Genomic DNA, 16581 nt, shown 5'->3' on the forward strand with positions numbered 1-16581 from the left:
AAAGCCGCTGTCATGTTCGCAATGTAATTCGCGAACACGACAGCGGCTTTTTCTTTTGGAATCCGCAAACAGCAGGAAGCCATCGGACTGACAGCGGCATTAAGTAACGAGGACTGTTTATTGCAGATGCACCACCGCACGTACTCCGTAGTCCGTTAAAAGGGGTCAGAGTAATTTTCGCAAAAGACCGCGAAAAAAAACTCTGACCCCATTTAACTTCTCGGTGTTGGTTTTGATGTTGCTTTTTACGTTGCCGTTGCTTTTGACGTTGCCGTTGCTTTTGACTTTTCGCATGCTGACGTTGCCAAATGAGACGGGTGACAGTCGGGAATTATGGGACACATGTTTGAGCGCAGCGAGTTTGTGTCCCATCCGACTGGCGCGCGGCTCATTTGGGGACCCGCCGAAGGCGGGCAACGGCTGTGCGATCGCCTTTTTGCTTACTTTTTGGCGAAGCAAAAAGTGAGCGGCTGCCGGGCCGCTCCCGGCAAGCCTCCACGGAGTAGTAACCGTTTTAAGTAACGTCGGACGAACAAGACTGATGCGCCACAGCACCTACTCCGTGGTCCGTTAAATGGGGTCAGAGTAATTTTCGCAAAAGGCCGCGAAAAAAAACTCCGACCCCATTTAACTTCTCGGTGTTGGTTTTGGTTTTGATGTTGGTTTTGATGTTGGTTTTGATGTTGGTTTTGATGTTGGTTTTGACGTTGCCGTTGCTTTTGACTTTTCGCATGCTGACGTTGCCAAATGAGTCGGGTGACAGTCGGGAATTATGGGACACATGTTTGAGCGCAGCGAGTTTGTGTCCCATCCGACTGGCGCGCGGCTCATTTGGGGACCCGCCAACGGCGGGCAACGGCTGTGCGATCGCCTTTCTTTGCTTACTTTCGGGCGCCCGGCTAGGGGCGAAGCAAAGAAAGTGAGTAGCTGCCGGGCGACCCCCGGCTAGCTTCCACGGAGTTGTGACCGCATTAAGTAACGACGATCGTACATCGTAGATTTGCCACCACACTTCCTCCGTGGCCCGTTAAAAGGGGCCAGAGTAATTTTCGCAAAAAGCCGTGAAAAAAACTCTGCCCCCCATTTAACTGCGTATTCGGTGTGCGGCGAACGCATCCTTTGAGATTTGAACGCTCAAACACCTCAACGGCACGTGCGCGAAATTACCCACCCCACGCTATTTATTTGGATGCAACAACGAACGCCGCCGCGCATAACCAAAATACACCGCAAATCCGATCGCCAGCCAGCACAAGAACGCAATCCACGTCACCGCCTGCAAATGGCACATCAGGAAGACACAAAACCCAATCGCCGCCACCGGCACAAACGGCACCCCCGGGCAACGAAACGCCCGCGGCAAATCAGGCCGTGTCTTGCGCAACACCAGCACCGCCACCGCAATCAACGAAAACGCCATCAGCGTACCGATGTTGATCAGCTCCGCCAGGATGTTCAACGGAATCAGCGCCGCAATAAAGGCAAACACGATACCCACCAGCCAGGTAGTAAAGAACGGCGTAGCAAAACGCGGATGAATGCTCGACAGCTTCTTCGGCAACAAACCATCGCGCGACATGGCAAACAAGATGCGAGTCTGGCCGTAGGTCATCACCAGGATCACCGTCGTCATGCCGATGATCGCTCCCAGATCGACAAAACCCGCCACCCAGTTTTCACCTGCATATTGCAAGGCCAGCGAGACAGGATGATCGACCCCGGCAAATTTCTCGAACGGCACGATGCCGGTCATGATCGCCGCCACCGCCACATACAACAACGCGCAAACTGCCAGCGACGCGATAATCCCGATCGGCAGCGCGCGCGCCGGATTCTTGACTTCCTCGGCGGCGGAAGTCACCGCATCGAAGCCGATGAAGGCAAAGAACACGATCGCCGCAGCATTGAAGACACCGTTAAAGCCGAACGGCAGGTATGGCTGCCAGTTGGCCGGCTGCACATGGCCGACGCCGACGGCGATGAACAGCAGCACCACCGCTACCTTGATGAAGACCATGATGTTGTTGGCGCGCGCCGATTCGCGGATGCCGATCGACAGCAGCGCAGTGATCACCAGCAAGATGCAGAAGGCAGGCAGATTGAACCAGGTAGTGACCCCAGGCACCGCGCCCGGCGCCGCGGTCAAGGCTGTCGGCAAGGCGATGCCAAAGCCGGACAGCAGCGACTGCATGTAGCCCGACCAGCCGACCGACACGGCCGATGTCGCCAAGCCATATTCCAGCATCAAATCCCAACCGATGATCCAGGCGACGATTTCCCCCATCGTCGCGTAACTGTAGGTGTAGATCGAGCCGGACACCGGCACTGTCGACGAAAACTCGGCGTAGCACAGCGCGGCGAAGCCGCAAGCGATCGCTGCCAGCACAAACGACAGCGCCAAGCCTGGCCCCGCCAACAGTGCGCCGGTGCCGGTGAGAACGAAGATGCCGGTGCCGACAATTGCGCCGACACCCAGCAAGGTCAGGTCCATGGCGCCAAGCGTGCGCTGCAGACCGGTATTGGTGCGGCTGGACAGAATCATTTTATCCAGGTCCTTGGTACGAAATAAACTCATGAAACAACTTCCTTTGAAAACAATGACACCGCGATTCCACAAATGAATCATGGGCGGCGTTTCCCCTGCCAAACCGGGAAAATGATGAAAAAGGCAAGGATTATACTTGCCGCCGCCTGCCAGCCCGAAAAACGGCCGTCGGCAGGCCAAGCCGGCCCGCCCCGATCCGCTCCAATCACTGCCCTCGCAGCAGTCCGGGATTCAACTTTTTCTTCCAGATCAGCTGAAACTTCCGTTCCCGATCGCAAAAAATGCGACCAGTCCACTTGTCAAAAAACAGTCTGTTCAATTTATATAAAAATCAATATAAACAATAAGTTATGAAACCTTTTAGCACACCAAAGTGAGACCACAAATTTAATATAGCAATACCAGTTAGATACAGATTGACAGCCACTTTTTGCGCTCTTAAAGTTCCCCTAATTCAATATTTCCATATGGAAATAACGAAGATGAGTAAGAAGAAGGCGTGCGGCCGCCGATCAGCAACACGCCCCGGATTTCAGCAGTTGGTTCACATCGCAGAACAGCAGCATCCAACAGCAAGTGCACATCGACAGCGCTCCATCCCGTGTCGCTCGACCAATCTACTCAGGAGAAAAAATTGAATTCAAAATTTGCCAAGGGACTTGCCATCACCCTTTCATGCGGCGCGATTACGGCGTGCGGCGGCGGCGATGCATCGGGTTCCGGTGCTGCCGCTGACGCCAGCGCCAAGCAGGCGGTATCGAAAGCAGCAGCGATTGCCTGCTACGCCGCCTGGGATGCCTCGGTCGCCTATACAGGCGGCGCTACCGTCAGCTACAACGGCGTCAACTACGTGGCCAACTGGTGGACCCAAGGGAATAACCCATCTACCAACAACGGCGGCAGTGGTAGCGGCCAACCGTGGACCATTGTGGCCAACTGCGGTACACCGACTCCAACGCCCACTCCGACGCCTACGCCAACTCCCACCCCGACACCAACGCCTACCCCAACACCAACACCAACTCCAACCCCAGCAGGATTTGTCTTCAGTCCATACAAAGACGGCAATATCAATCTGAACTGGAATACCTATGTCATGAGCACGGCCGTGACCGGTAGCGCGCAGCCAGTGTTGAGTGCCTTGCCAGCCAAACTCACGACATTGACCTGGGCCTTTGCCACCGGCGCCTGCGGCAGTGAAACCTGGGGCGGCGTATCGGGCTCGCAATTTGCCGCCGCCAACGTGCAGCCGTTCGTCACCGCCGGCAAGAAATACATCGTCTCCACCGGCGGCGCCGCAGGTTCGTTCACCTGCACCACCGATGCCGCCTTCCAGAACTTCATCAAGACCTACTATTCGGCGAACATGATCGGCGTCGATTTCGATATCGAAGCAGGCCAGACCCAGGACGACATCAACAACCTAGTGCAACGCGTGGTCGCAGCACAAAAGGTCTACCCGAACCTGCGCTTCAGTTTCACACTGGCGACGCTGGGCGGCAATGTATCGCCTAGCCTGGGTTACTACGGTGTCGAAGTCATGCAGGCGATCAAGACCTATGGCCTGACCAAGTACTACATCAACCTGATGGCGATGGATTACGGTAGCCCAGCCGGCGGCAATTGCCTGACCAACAGCAGCGGCGCCTGCGACATGGGCGCATCGGCGGTGCAATCGGCGGTTGACCTGCACAACCAATATGGTGTGCCGTACAACCAGATTGAGGTCACCCCAATGATCGGCGGTAACGATTCGGCCAATGAAACTTTCACGATCGCCGACGTCGCCACGCTGACCAGCTTCGCCCAGCAGAACGGCCTGGCGGGTATCCACTTCTGGTCCTTCGATCGCGACAACGACTGCGCACCGGGATCGGCATCGCCGACCTGCAATACCTACGGTACGGCAGGTACATTGGGCTTTACCAATGCCTTCATTTCCAAGTTGGGTTTGTAAAGTAAGGCCCTGCCAAGTAAAACAATAGCCGGCCGTAAGAGAAAATGCCGTTCAGTGAAGACTGAACGGCATTTTTACTTGCTAGAACTGGTAGGGTGGGCACTTGTGCCCACGCGGAACGATCAGTCAATCGACAAGTGAATTCAGCGTGAGCAGAAATTCTGCCCCCTACGGCCCTGCAAAGCAAGGCACGCGCAATCAATCGAAGACAGCTAGCGTGGCAACAATTCCTGCGCTACCTTATCCAGCAACACCCCATTGCGATCTGCCGACAACTGCCAGAACATCGCGCCCGCCAATCCCATTTTCTTCAGGTAGGCGATCTTGTAATCGAGTGACTGCACATCGTCGTAACTGACAAACTCACCGGACTGCGGATTGAACAGATAAGGCACCTTGGCGCTGTCGTTCCAGTAGCGGGTGAAACCGTTCTGATTGACCAGCTTGCCGTCGATATCGGCAAAATCGAGTTCGCCCTCTTCCACGCTGCCGCGTCCTTTGCCATCACAGTCCTGATGCTGACCATGCTGGGCGGCGCCGCACTGCTTCCAGCTGTAGCCGTAGAACGGCATGCCCAGCACCATTTTCTTGGCAGGAATGCCGGCCTGTAAAGCCATCTCGACGGTGCTGCTGACATTGAATTTTTCATTGGCGTCCGGACGGGCGATTGCCGGGTCGTTATACAACGGCGCGACATGGCCGGCAAACTTGCTCCATGGCCCGCTGAAATCGTAGGTCATGATGTTGGCCCAGTCGAGGATCGCGGCGACCTTGGCCATTTCGGTATTCTGGAAAAATCCCTGGTTGTTGCCGATGGCGGCCGTCAACAAATAACGATGTCCATCGCGCTTAGCGCCGCTATCGAGTTTGTCGCGCAGTGCCTGCAGCAATAGCGTGTAGTTCTGTTTATCTTCAGGGCGCATGATGTTGCCGGCATCACCGCCGGCGACTGGGAATTCCCAATCGATATCGACGCCGTCAAAGCCGTGTTCGCGGATGAAGCGCAACGCGCTGGCGGCAAATTTCTCGCGCGATTGCGGCGTCAGGGCGACATCCGAAAATTCCTTCGAACCAGCCCAGCCGCCGACCGAGATCAAGGTCTTCAGTTGCGGATTGCGGCTCTTCAATCCGCGCAGCACGACAAAGTCCGTCACGCCTTGCCGCGGACCAGGAGCCAGATCAATGACCACCTCGCCATTTTTGATCACGGCAAACGCGTAGTTGAGGTGTGTCAGCCTGGCTGGATCGATGTCGGCCGCCGAGTAGCGGCGTTCCGATGGCAAGTAGTACGCAACCACCTTGTAAGCCGCTTTGGTGGCGGCATCTGTCACGTTTTCCTGCGCCACTGTGCCCTGCTGCGGCGAAGCTGCCATGCCATATAAAGGCAGCATGGCCGCTACCAATATCGATAGTCTGAAAATTTTCATCGTTGCTATCCCGCTGCTAGAAATCACAATTGGAGGGTAATGGCGGCGTCATTGGCGCTACGGTATCAACCTGGTGCACGCCATTCCTGCGGTAGTCGCTAACGGCGGCATCAACTTGCGCCGGCGACAGCACCCGGTCCTTGACATGCAATACCCAGTCGACATCCTGTTCATATTGCCGTTCCGCCGTCGTGTCCGGCAACACGCCGCTTGGCGAAAACCACAAACTGAAATTGATCGACATCGGCAGCGCCGGATAATTGCGGCCGCCATGCCGGTCGACTTGCACGCCATCCAAAAAATAACGGATGCTGCCGTCCTTCACCTGCATCAGCAGGATGTGCCAACCACCCAGCGCACGCTGTTCCTCGTGAGTCTGGTTGAAGGCGTGCCAGGGCTCCATCTGCACCGTCTGCCACGAGACGCTGTACAAACGGCTGTTCGGATTGCCCCAGCCGCCATTAGGCAGATATTCCCAGTCGAGCTCGCTGTATTGCGGATCGAAATCGTGCTGCAGTGGACTTGAGGTGTAGAAGGCTTCGACCACCAGGTCGCCATTGGGGCCCTGTACCGGCGCATCAGAAAAGCGTATCCGTGCCGCGTAGGTTCCCTCGAAATATTTACGTTGGTGGCAGAGTTGGGCCTGCAGCGTTCCTTCTGGCGTGCCATCGGTGCGTGCGCTCAGGCGCAGCAGGCGCTTGCCGGTTTGCGGCGCATCGACCAGGCTGATCGCCTGCGCTCCCCAATGTCCGTTCTCTATGCCAGGATGTCCTTGCTTGTCGCGAATGATCCAGCCGCCGCGCGTCAACGCAGCGGTATCGGCATAATCGAAATCGTCGAAGAATATACCGTCGGTGGCTGCCTTCGCCACATGCAAATCCAGCAGCAAGGCCAGCGCCAGCAGGCCGCATTGAAAATGTCGCATGGCTATAACTGGATCGCGGCGGAATGTGGCGTGCTATCGGCTTTTTTTTCATGCCGGCCTATCGGCACGATGCGCGACAACACCAACACCGGGATCGCCGACACCAGCACCCACAGGAAGAAATGCTGGTAGCCGAGCGCGGCCTGGATCTCGCCGCTGACGATCTTGAACAGTACATAGCCAAGCTGCATGATGCCGGTGCCGAGCGCATAGTGCGCCATCTGATATTTGCCGACTGCTACTTCCTGCATGATGAACAGGATCAGTCCGACGAAACCGAAACCGTAACCGAACATTTCCACGCTCAGCGCCGCAGCCACCACGCCCAGGTTGGTTGGCATCGCTGTACTAAGGAAGAAGTAAGCCAGGTTCGGCAGGTTCATCGCCAGGATCAGGAAGAACATGCTGCGTCGCAGGCCGCGCCAGGCGGTGAAGTAACCACCCAGCAAACTGCCGCCGATGAACGCCACCGTGGCCAGCGTGCCGTAGACCGCCCCAACTTCCGCCGTGGCCAGGCCGAGGCCGCCTTCGGAACGCGCGGCGCGCAGGAACAACGGACCGATGGTAGTGATTTGTCCTTCGCCGGCGCGGAACAGGATGATGAAAGCAATCGCCAGCCAGATGCCCGGCTTCTTGAAAAAATCGATGATCACGTCGCGCAATGTATTCCACACGCCGCGCATGCCGCCTTCGGCGCGGGCCTGGTTGCGACCGATCGGCAGCGCCCAGAAATGGTAGGCCGCCAGCAGCACCATGCTGACGCCAAGCAGGCCGAAGATCAGGCTCCACGCCTGCGCTACCGCCATGTGCTTCTCGAAATAGCCGGCCAGGACTACCAGTCCACCCAGCGAGAAAAACCGCGCGACATTATAGAAACCACCCTGCCAGCCAGCGAAAGTGGCTTGCTGTGTCGCGCTCAGGCTGGCGATGTAGAGGCCATCGGCTGCGATGTCGTGAGTCGCGGAAGCAATCGCCACTAACCCAAGCAGGGCGATACTGACGGCGAAATAATTCGGCAAGTGCAGAGCCAGCGCCACCAGCCCGAGGCTGGCGCCGCCCAGGAATTGAAACAGCAACACGATAGATTTCTTGCTGCGCGCCGCTTCCAGGAACGGACTCCAGAGCGGCTTGAAGACCCACACAAAACCGAGCATGCCGGTCCATAGTGCGATCTGGTCGTTGGCCATGCCCATGCTCTTGTACATCAGTCCGGCGATGGTCGCCACCACAAAGTACGGCAACCCCTCGGCGAAATAAAGGGTTGGCACCCAGAGCGCGGGATGGTGTTCAGGTTTGTCGTCAATACGCATGTCAGCGGTCACCGTTGGTAGAATTTTTGTTATACGACAAGCCAGGACTGTCTCAGGTCAATGCCGGTTCAAGGATTGTCACCGGCAACTTGCCGCTGGCCGTGATGCGCCCTGCCAGCCAATCGGCAACCGCCTCCAGCGCTTCCGGCGCAAAGCCATACGAAATCAAGGCCGGCGCATCGATATCGAGCGTCTGGAACGGATTCCATAACGCCAGATGCAGATCCGGACGCAGGTTGCGGCTTGTCTTCGGTCCATAGCGCAGGCGCGTGGTTGAAGCCAGGATCACGATGCGGCCGTCATCAGGCAGCGCATCCCAGTCGACATTCTCGGCATCGTCGAAGGTCACCAGGTCGACATCGTAACGACGCGCCAGCAATGCAGCGATCGCAGCAGCCGGCAAACCGGCTTCGGCAACGCCATCGCCGGCAGCATCCGCACAAGCCAGCAAGCGCACCTTGGCGCCATCTGCCAATGGCTGCGGATTGCCGGCGGTTGTCAGGCCGCAGCGCCAGCCGTCCAGCATCAGGCTGCGATCAGCGGCGTGCGTCAGATAAGGGCCGGGTGCGCATGGATATGTTGCGGCCAGGCCATCAAGACGATCCAGCCTGGTTTCAATGCCGGCCGCAGCCAGTTCGTCATCGTCAAAGGCCGAAGCCAGTGCGGTGGACAAGGCCGTCAGCGTCTCTTCCTGGGTAGCGCGATTCCCCAGCGCCATCACCATGTCGGCGCCGGCCGCCAACGCCTGTACTGCGGCATTGCCGACGCCGTAACGGCCGGCAATTGCGTGCATGTCCATGCCATCGGTAATAATCACGCCGCGATAGCCCCATTCAGTGCGCAGCAGGTCGGTCAGTATCTTGCGCGACAAGGTAGCCGGATGTTCCGCATCCAGCGCCGGATAGACGATATGCGCACTCATCATCGCCGGCGCCCGCAACGCCGCCTTGAACGGCGCCAGTTCCAACGCATCGAGCGCGCTGCGCGGCTTGTCGACGGTGGGCAGGTCGCGATGCGAATCGACATGAGTGTCGCCATGGCCGGGGAAATGCTTGACGCAGCAAGCCACGCCTTCAGCCAGGCTGCCTTCCATCCAGGCCAGTGCCAGTTCGGTGGCGCGTTTCGGATCGGAACCGAAGGAACGCTCACCGATCACCGGATTGGCGGGGTTATTGTTCAGGTCCAGCACCGGCGCAAAATTCCAGTTGAAGCCGAGCGACTTGATGCCGCGCGCCACGGCCGCACCGACTGCCTGCGCCAGCGCCAGGTCATCGGCGGCGCCAAGCGCCATCGCTGCCGGCGGCGATGGCAGCCAGGTGGCGCGCACCACCGCGCCGCCCTCTTGGTCGATGCCGATCAAGGCCTTTGGCCCCATCACGGCGCGCAGATCGGCAGTCAGTTTGCTCAACTGTTCTGCGTTCACCATGTTCTGGCGGAACAGGCAAACTGCGCGGATGTGATTACCGCGCAGGAACTTGGCGGTGTCGTCATCCAGCACCGTGCCAGGCATGCGGATCATGATCAACTGCCCGGCGATCTGGCGCGCCATGCTGAGGTTACGGTATGTTTTGCTGTCGGTCTTGCCCATGCTGCTCTGCTCCATCGGTCCGGCTGCTTGTCGATTAATTGGATTAATTGGTCTTGGTGACTTTGCTCAGATGTCGCGGTCGGTCCGGATCAAGACCGCGCGCGATCGACAGGTTGGCAGCCATCACATAGAACGCCTGGATCGCGGTGATCGGATCGAGGTCGGGTGTCGGGCCAAGCGGCAAAGTCAGATCGCGTTCGCTGACATCGGCCGGCGCCGCCAGCAACACGCGCGCACCGCGGCCACGCATTTCTTCGGCGAGCTTGACCAGGCCATCCTGCGTTGGTCCGCGGGTGGCAAAAATCAGCAGCGGATAGCCTTCGCTGATCAACGCCATCGGGCCATGTTTGATTTCAGCGCCGCTGAATGCCTCGGCTTGCAGCACCGAGGTTTCCTTGAACTTGAGTGCCGCTTCCAGCGCTACCGGGAAACTGGTGCCGCGCCCCACAACCATGATGCGTTCGGCCGGCGCCAGCACGTCGATAGCCGCTGACCAATCGGCCTGTGCCGCCTGCTCCAGCGCCTTCGGCAATTCCGCGATCTGCGCCAGGAAGGCGGCATCGCCCTGCCAGTGCGCAACCAGACGTGCTGCTGCCACCAGGCTGGTGATGAAACTCTTGGTGGCGGCCACGCTCAGTTCGGGGCCGGCGTGCAGCGGCAGCGCAAACTCGGCGCTGGCGGCCAGCGGCGAAGCGGCATCGTTGACCAACGCAACAGTAGTGCCGCCGCCTTCGCGGAAATAACGGATTGGTTCGATCACGTCCGGACTTTGGCCGGATTGCGAAATCGCGATAGCCAACGCGTCACGGGCCAGCAATGGCGATTTGTACAAGGTCACCAGCGACATCGGCAGCGACGCCACGATGCGGCCGAGGCGCGCCATGATCAGGTAGGCGCAATAGGCGGCGGCATGGTCGGAACTGCCGCGCGCGACAGTCAGCACGGTTGTCGGCTGGGCAGAGCGCAGGCGTGCCGCCAGCGCTGCGTAATGTTCTTCATCGCGTCCCAGCTGCAGCGCCACCTGGGCGCCGGCGGAACAAGCTTCCTGCAACATCTTCGAACTAAACTGCTGTGAGATCAATCTGTTCTCCCTCTACATAAACCGCGATTAAATTCAATTGCCGATCGAGCACAACCAGATCGGCGCAACATCCTGTCGCCAGGCGGCCGCGATCCTCCAGTCCGAGGTGATCGGCGGCGTAAGTTGAAACCCGCTGCGACGCATCGGCCAGGCCCAGGCCCAGTCCAACCAGGTTGCGCAGCGCCTGGTCCATGGTCAGCGTGCTGCCGGCCAGGGTGCCATCGGCCAGGCGCACGCCCCCCATGCATTTATGTACCCGCTGGCGGCCCAGCATGTACTCGCCGTCCGGCATGCCGGTGGCGGCGGTCGAATCGGTCACGCAGTACAAGCGAGGGATCGCGCGCAGGGCTGCCTTGATGGCGCCGGGATGCACATGCAGCAAGTCCGGAATCAGTTCCGAATAGCGCGCATGAGCCAGCGCCGCACCGACCATGCCGGGCGCGCGCGATTGCAGCCCGGTCATGGCGTTGAACAAATGGGTAAATCCGCTTGCCCCATGTTCCAGCGCCTGCACGCCGTCTTCATAAGTACCCAACGTATGGCCGATCTGGACCCGCATGCCGGATTCGCTGAGGGTGCGCACCACTTCCAGGTGGCCGGCGATTTCCGGCGCCACGGTGATCAGTTTCAACGGCGCCATCGCGCTCAGCCTGGCCACTTCGACCAGTGTCGCTTCCTGTGCAAAATCCGGCTGCGCGCCGAGTTTTCCGGGGTTGATGTACGGCCCCTCCAGATGCACGCCCAACACCCGCGCCGCACCCGGCCGACGGTTGCGGCACGCATCGCCACAGGCTTCCAGCGCCTGTTCCAGGTCGCTCAGCGGCGAAGTCATGGTGGTCGCCAGCATGCTGGTGGTGCCATGCCGGGCGTGGATTGCGGCAATCACGTGAACGGCATCGCCGGCATCCATGATGTCTTTGCCGCCGCCGCCGTGCACATGCAGGTCGATGAAACCCGGCAGTATGTAGACGTCCTGGTTATCGGCGGGATCGACCGTTACGCCATCAATCGCAGTGATGTGTTGCCCGAACATCAGCGCACCGCTGACCCAGCCTTGCGGCGTCAACACGTTGCCTTGCAGTTTGCCTCTGGTTTGTTGCGCTGGATGGTCGCTCGCTTGGCCACCGCCGGTCATCGACGCAGCTCCGCGACGAAGTCGTAATAATCGCTGCGGCAATAGGAATGCGAGAGTTCGATTGCCGTGCCGTTCTCGATATAGCCGACACGCGTGATGTGCAGCATGGCGGCGCCGGTCTTGATGTCGGCCAGCTTGGCCTGATCGGCCGTGGCGTTGATGGCGCGGATGTGCTGCAGCGCACGCACCGGCGCCACGCCTAGCGTTTCCAGATGGACGTACAAGGAATCGGTGACCGCTTTGGGGTCAGGCAGGTAGTGCGCCGGAATGGTGGTGGTTTCGATGGCCATCACCACATCGTCGGCGGTGCGCAGGCGTTTCAAACGCGACACCACAGTGTTCGGTGACAGCCCCAGTGCCAGGATTTCTTCGGCGACCGCGATCCCGGTTTCACGCAATAGCCATTGCGATCCTGGACGGAAGCCGCGCTGCCGCAGTTCTTCGCTGAAGTTGGTCAGGCGCGATAGCGGCTGCTCCAGCTTGGGTGTGATGTAGGTGCCGGAGCCGCGCTTGCGGATCAGCATGCCGCGTTCACACAACACGTCGATTGCCTTGCGCGCAGTCACTCGCGATATCTCCAGCGTATCGGCCAGGATACGTTCTGACGGCAGCGCTTCGTCTGGCTGCCAGACCCCGCTGTTTATCTGCTCTGAGAGTTTATTGACCAGTTGCAGGTATAGCGGCGTATCGCTGGCGCCATCCGGTTTCAGGCTTTCTATCTGGACTAGCATGTTTGCTTCCCTTTTATTTTTTGGTCGATCAGCCGCAGGGCGCCAGCTGCCGCATCTGCATGCGGCTTGATGACAAGCGTCGACAACGGTTCAGGCAGGTACGCGTACAAATGTGCGGCAATCCCGCCGCACAGGGCAATTGGAAGCTGTCCGGATGGGTCCAGCGCGGCGGCGATCCTGGCCACTTCCTGGCCGGCCTCGCCCATCAGGCGGCGCGCCGTCGGATCGCTTTCGGCATGCGCGATCACCAGCGGCGCCAGTTGCGCATAACTGGTTTGGCTGGCAGTCGCCAGCCAGGCGAACATGCTGTCACGATGACTGTCGAAAAGTCCGCCGCAATTGGCCCCGCAAAAATGGATGATGGCGCGCGCAAAATCGCTGCCCGGCGCACGCCCGTCCAACACCTGCTGAGCGTGTGTGATCGCCCGCATGCCGAGCCAGGCGCCGCCCGCCTCATCGCTGGCCGGAAAACCCCAGCCGCCGACTTCACGCCGCCGGCCATCCGCGGTCAGCACTTCGCCGACACTGCCGGTGCCAATAGCGATGATGACGCCGGGGCGGCCCTGATGCGCGCCAACCAATGTGGTAAACGCGTCGGTCTCGACCACGGTGTCACCAAAACCCGGATTCTTTGCAGAAAAATCGGCAGCCCACTGCCTGTTGTTGACGCCTGCCAGACCGAGTCCGATGGCCATTCTTTCCAGCGCCGGCCGCATCACGCCGGCTGCACCAAAGGCGCTATTGAGCGCCTGCATGATCGCTGACCAGGCTTGCTCGGCGCCGTGCATCAATCCGGAAGGGCCGCTGCTACCCAGCGCAAGCACTGTCCCGAGATTATCGTTGCGCGCTACGCGCACCCGCGTGCCTGTTCCACCGCCATCGACACCGATCAGATATTCAATCATGCTATTGAGCTCATGTTCCGTTGATTTAGGCTGCCGCCGGCGCCGTCTTGTTTATGGCAAACGCGGTGGATTTACTTTATGAGGCCGGGAAGCGGCTGTCAATCGGTCTTTAAGTGGTATTACAATTATTTATGTAACAGAGTTCAGCGCCTGTCACAACGCAGGGCATTACGCTGCCCAGGCGCGCGTTACAAAGAAAGCAAGCTATCGGATCAGTCGATCAGTTTTCCATGAACTGCTCGTTACCGACGATACCGATCTTGGTGACGCCCAAGCGCTGCGCCGATGCCATCACGGCAGCGACCGACTTGTACTCCACCAGTTTGTTCGGACGCAGATGCACTTCATCGATATTACCGCCCGCAACCACGGCCTTCAAACGGCTTTCCAGCTCGGCACGATTCGCCATCGGCGTACCGTTCCACATCACTGTACCGGCCGGATCGATGTCCACCGTGTCGACCACCGGCAACGCCAACGGCGGTGGCGGATTACCAGTCGGCATGTTCAGCTTGATCGCGTGATTCTGGATCGGAATCGTGATGATCAGCATGATGATCAGCACCAGCATGACGTCGATCAACGGCGTCATGTTCATTTCCATCATCGGTTCCGGATCGTTGGCGTTGCCGCCGGATGAACCTACATTCATACCCATAAACTACTCCTCATGTTGTAGGGTGGGCACTTGTGACCACGCATTGCTGCACACATCCATCCTTGTGCAATGACGCGTGGGCAATACAGCCTGCCCACCCTACAGCCCCGATAAAGGGATTAGTTGCGTGCCGGCGGTTCGGTAATGAAGCCGATCTTGGCAATCCCTGCCCGCTGCGCAGTCAGGATCACCTTGCCGATATATTCATACTTGGTCTGTTGGTCGCCGCGGATATGCAACTCCGGTTGTGGCACGATGACCGCCACTTCCTTCAGCTTCGCCAACAAAGTCGTCGTATTCGGCACCAGTTGCTCGTTCCAGAACATGTCCCCTTGCTTATTCACCGCCAAATTGATGTTCTCTGGCTTGGTCTTGTAAGGTTCGTCGAACTCGTTCGGCAACTTCACTGGAATCGTATGCGTCACCACCGGAATCGTGATCAGGAAGATGATCAGCAACACCAACATGACGTCCACCAGCGGCGTCGTGTTGATCGTGCCGATCACTTCGTCTTCATCCCCATCGGATGAACCGAGTGACATCCCCATGATTAGCCAACCTTCTTCTTGATGTTAGCCACTTGACCAGCCTGGCTCGACGACATCACGCCGCTCAGCAGGACCGAGTGCAGGTCGGCGCTGAACGAACGGATTTCTTCCATGGCGCTCTTGTTGCGGCGAACCAGCCAGTTGTAACCCAGAACCGCAGGAACAGCCACTGCCAGACCGATTGCAGTCATGATCAGCGCTTCACCCACTGGACCGGCAACTTTATCGATCGACGCTTGGCCGGCGATACCGATTGCTGTCAGCGCGTGGTAAATACCCCAGACCGTACCGAACAGACCGACAAACGGTGCTGTCGAACCAACAGTTGCCAGGAATGCCAGGCCGTCTTGCAGGCGGCTTTGCACTTTCTCTACCGAACGCTGGATCGACATGGTCACCCAAGTGTTCAGGTCGATTTGTTCCAGCAACGCACCATCGTGGTGCTCAGTCGAGGTCGCACCGTTTTGCGCGATGAAGCGGTAAGCGCTGTTTGGTTTCAGGCCGGCGATACCAGCTTCAACTGTTGCAGCTTTCCAGAATGTTTGCTTGGCGTTTTTAGCTTGGCCCATCAGTTTCACTTGCTCGATGAGCTTGGTGATGATGATGTACCAGCTACCCATCGACATCAGGACCAGGATGATCAGGGTGCCGCGGGCAACGAAGTCGCCGCCTTTCCACAGGGCGTCCAGGCCGTATGGATTGCTGACTGTTTCGTGATCAGCTGGTGGCGGTGGTGGGATTGGCGTGTCGGCCAGCGACGCTGCAGCTGCATCAGCAGCTTTTGGCGCGTCGGCGGTGGCCGGTGCGGACGCAGTAGCGGCAGCAGATGCTGCCGCAGGTGTTTGGGCGATTGCAGCCAGCGGCGAGATCGTCACGGCGGAGATCATCAGGGCGGCAGCCAGGGCGGATAAGCGATTACGAGTGATAGACATACTAATACTCCAAATTTATAAATGAGATTGCCACATCGGCAGCGTGGTGAACGACTCGTACTGCATCTGACTCAATCGAGTTTCCAGACGTACTGCATTCTTGTCGAAGATTGCACAGCTTGTCCATCGGCCATCGCAGGGGTGAAATGGCACAGGCTCCAGGCTTTTAAGGTAGCCCGGTCCAGATCCTTGAACCCACTGCCCTTCTCAACGACCGCATCAACCACGTTGCCGTCGACACCGATGGTCAGCTTGACGTTCACAGTACCTTCTTCTTCATTGCGCAAGGAGCTTCTCGGATACTCTGGCTTCTCACAATTGCCGGCAATTTTTGCACTGGTATGCGCCGGTCCAGCCTGGCCGTTCGTCGACGGCTGCGCGACCGAGGTCGGCAACTCATTGGTCGGCGGCTTGACATTGGTGACCGCTGCAATCGTATTCTCTTGCGGCGGTGGAGTAACTTTGACCTCTGGTGGAGGTACGAACGGCGGTGGTGGCGCGACCGTTTTTGGCGGTGGCGGTACCGGTTTATCCGGCGGCGGCGGTGGTGGCGGCGGTTTGATCTCTTCGATGATCTTGGTTTCAACCGGTTGCTGGATCACTTCCACAACCTTGCGGGCCAACCCTGTAAGAAGCGCATATATGATGAGGACATGCAGCAATATCACGGCACCGATGCCTACTGCATTATTGGAGGGATTCTTCCCATCCTGCGTGAAATCCATTCAACGACTCCTGTTTTTTGCCTGATGATTACCCGCGAGTGGCAACCCCGGCGAGGACTTCGACATACAGTCCGTCGGCGTCCTGGTATGTTGCAGACAGGCTAACGCTTGCAT

General features: G+C 58.6%; 15 protein-coding genes. 1 reads left to right on the plus strand and 14 read right to left on the minus strand.

The genetic code is table 11. The features are described 5' to 3' along the window. Positions 1-165: 165 nt before the first annotated feature. Positions 166-555: a hypothetical protein gene (locus ACIPF8_RS06165; RefSeq protein WP_400418380.1), complete on the minus strand. Its 390-nt coding sequence runs from the start codon at positions 553-555 to the stop codon at positions 166-168. A 622-nt stretch (positions 556-1177) separates the two neighbouring features. Beyond that, the gene (locus tag ACIPF8_RS06170) at positions 1178-2575 is read right to left on the minus strand and encodes an amino acid permease (RefSeq protein ID WP_400418383.1); all 1398 of its coding nucleotides are present in this window, start codon (positions 2573-2575) and stop codon (positions 1178-1180) included. A gap of 604 nt (positions 2576-3179) precedes the next feature. Between ACIPF8_RS06170 and ACIPF8_RS06175 the strand changes: the two genes are divergently transcribed. Beyond that, positions 3180-4502 (plus strand): carbohydrate-binding protein, encoded by a 1323-nt coding sequence (locus ACIPF8_RS06175; RefSeq protein ID WP_400418385.1) that lies wholly within the window; start codon positions 3180-3182, stop codon positions 4500-4502. Positions 4503-4714: 212 nt separating this feature from the next. On the opposite strand, the gene ACIPF8_RS06180 is transcribed toward ACIPF8_RS06175, so the two are convergent. The 12 genes from ACIPF8_RS06180 to ACIPF8_RS06235 form a co-directional block, all read right to left on the minus strand. Continuing rightward, positions 4715-5929, minus strand: a complete 1215-nt coding sequence (locus ACIPF8_RS06180) for a glycoside hydrolase family 18 protein (protein ID WP_400418388.1) — start codon at positions 5927-5929, stop codon at positions 4715-4717. Between the two features lie 16 nt (positions 5930-5945). Then, entirely contained in the window at positions 5946-6854 is a 909-nt protein-coding gene (locus ACIPF8_RS06185; RefSeq protein WP_400418390.1) for a glycoside hydrolase family 16 protein, read from the minus strand. Between the two features lie 2 nt (positions 6855-6856). Beyond that, positions 6857-8164, minus strand: coding sequence for an MFS transporter (locus ACIPF8_RS06190; protein WP_400418393.1), 1308 nt, complete (start codon positions 8162-8164; stop codon positions 6857-6859). A 52-nt stretch (positions 8165-8216) separates the two neighbouring features. Next, positions 8217-9767: a beta-N-acetylhexosaminidase gene (nagZ, locus tag ACIPF8_RS06195; protein ID WP_400418396.1), complete on the minus strand. Its 1551-nt coding sequence runs from the start codon at positions 9765-9767 to the stop codon at positions 8217-8219. A 28-nt stretch (positions 9768-9795) separates the two neighbouring features. Next, positions 9796-10806 carry an SIS domain-containing protein gene (locus tag ACIPF8_RS06200; RefSeq protein WP_400419457.1) on the minus strand — a complete coding sequence of 337 codons (1011 nt, stop codon included), beginning with the start codon at positions 10804-10806 and terminating at the stop codon, positions 9796-9798. Positions 10807-10813: 7 nt separating this feature from the next. After that, positions 10814-11968, minus strand: a complete 1155-nt coding sequence (gene nagA / locus ACIPF8_RS06205; RefSeq protein WP_400418398.1) for an N-acetylglucosamine-6-phosphate deacetylase — start codon at positions 11966-11968, stop codon at positions 10814-10816. After that, entirely contained in the window at positions 11965-12699 is a 735-nt protein-coding gene (locus ACIPF8_RS06210; RefSeq protein WP_061532785.1) for a GntR family transcriptional regulator, read from the minus strand. Before ACIPF8_RS06210 ends, nagA begins: the two co-directional genes overlap by 4 nt. After that, a complete protein-coding gene (locus ACIPF8_RS06215; RefSeq protein ID WP_400418401.1) occupies positions 12693-13604 on the minus strand; it encodes a BadF/BadG/BcrA/BcrD ATPase family protein in 912 nt (303 codons plus the stop codon). Before ACIPF8_RS06215 ends, ACIPF8_RS06210 begins: the two co-directional genes overlap by 7 nt. A 220-nt stretch (positions 13605-13824) precedes the next feature. Next, the gene (locus ACIPF8_RS06220; RefSeq protein ID WP_128083000.1) at positions 13825-14262 is read right to left on the minus strand and encodes a biopolymer transporter ExbD; all 438 of its coding nucleotides are present in this window, start codon (positions 14260-14262) and stop codon (positions 13825-13827) included. Between the two features lie 119 nt (positions 14263-14381). After that, the gene (locus ACIPF8_RS06225) at positions 14382-14810 is read right to left on the minus strand and encodes an ExbD/TolR family protein (RefSeq protein WP_400418404.1); all 429 of its coding nucleotides are present in this window, start codon (positions 14808-14810) and stop codon (positions 14382-14384) included. A gap of 2 nt (positions 14811-14812) precedes the next feature. Continuing rightward, on the minus strand, positions 14813-15742 hold the full coding sequence (locus ACIPF8_RS06230) for a MotA/TolQ/ExbB proton channel family protein (protein WP_400418407.1): 930 nt from the start codon (positions 15740-15742) through the stop codon (positions 14813-14815). Between the two features lie 71 nt (positions 15743-15813). Beyond that, complete coding sequence (locus ACIPF8_RS06235; protein ID WP_400418410.1) at positions 15814-16467, minus strand: energy transducer TonB; 654 nt, start codon at positions 16465-16467, stop codon at positions 15814-15816. Positions 16468-16581: the final 114 nt, after the last annotated feature.

It is taken from the genome of Collimonas sp. NPDC087041, from assembly GCF_044745265.1.
In the GTDB taxonomy this organism is placed as follows: Bacteria; Pseudomonadota; Gammaproteobacteria; order Burkholderiales; family Burkholderiaceae_D; genus Collimonas.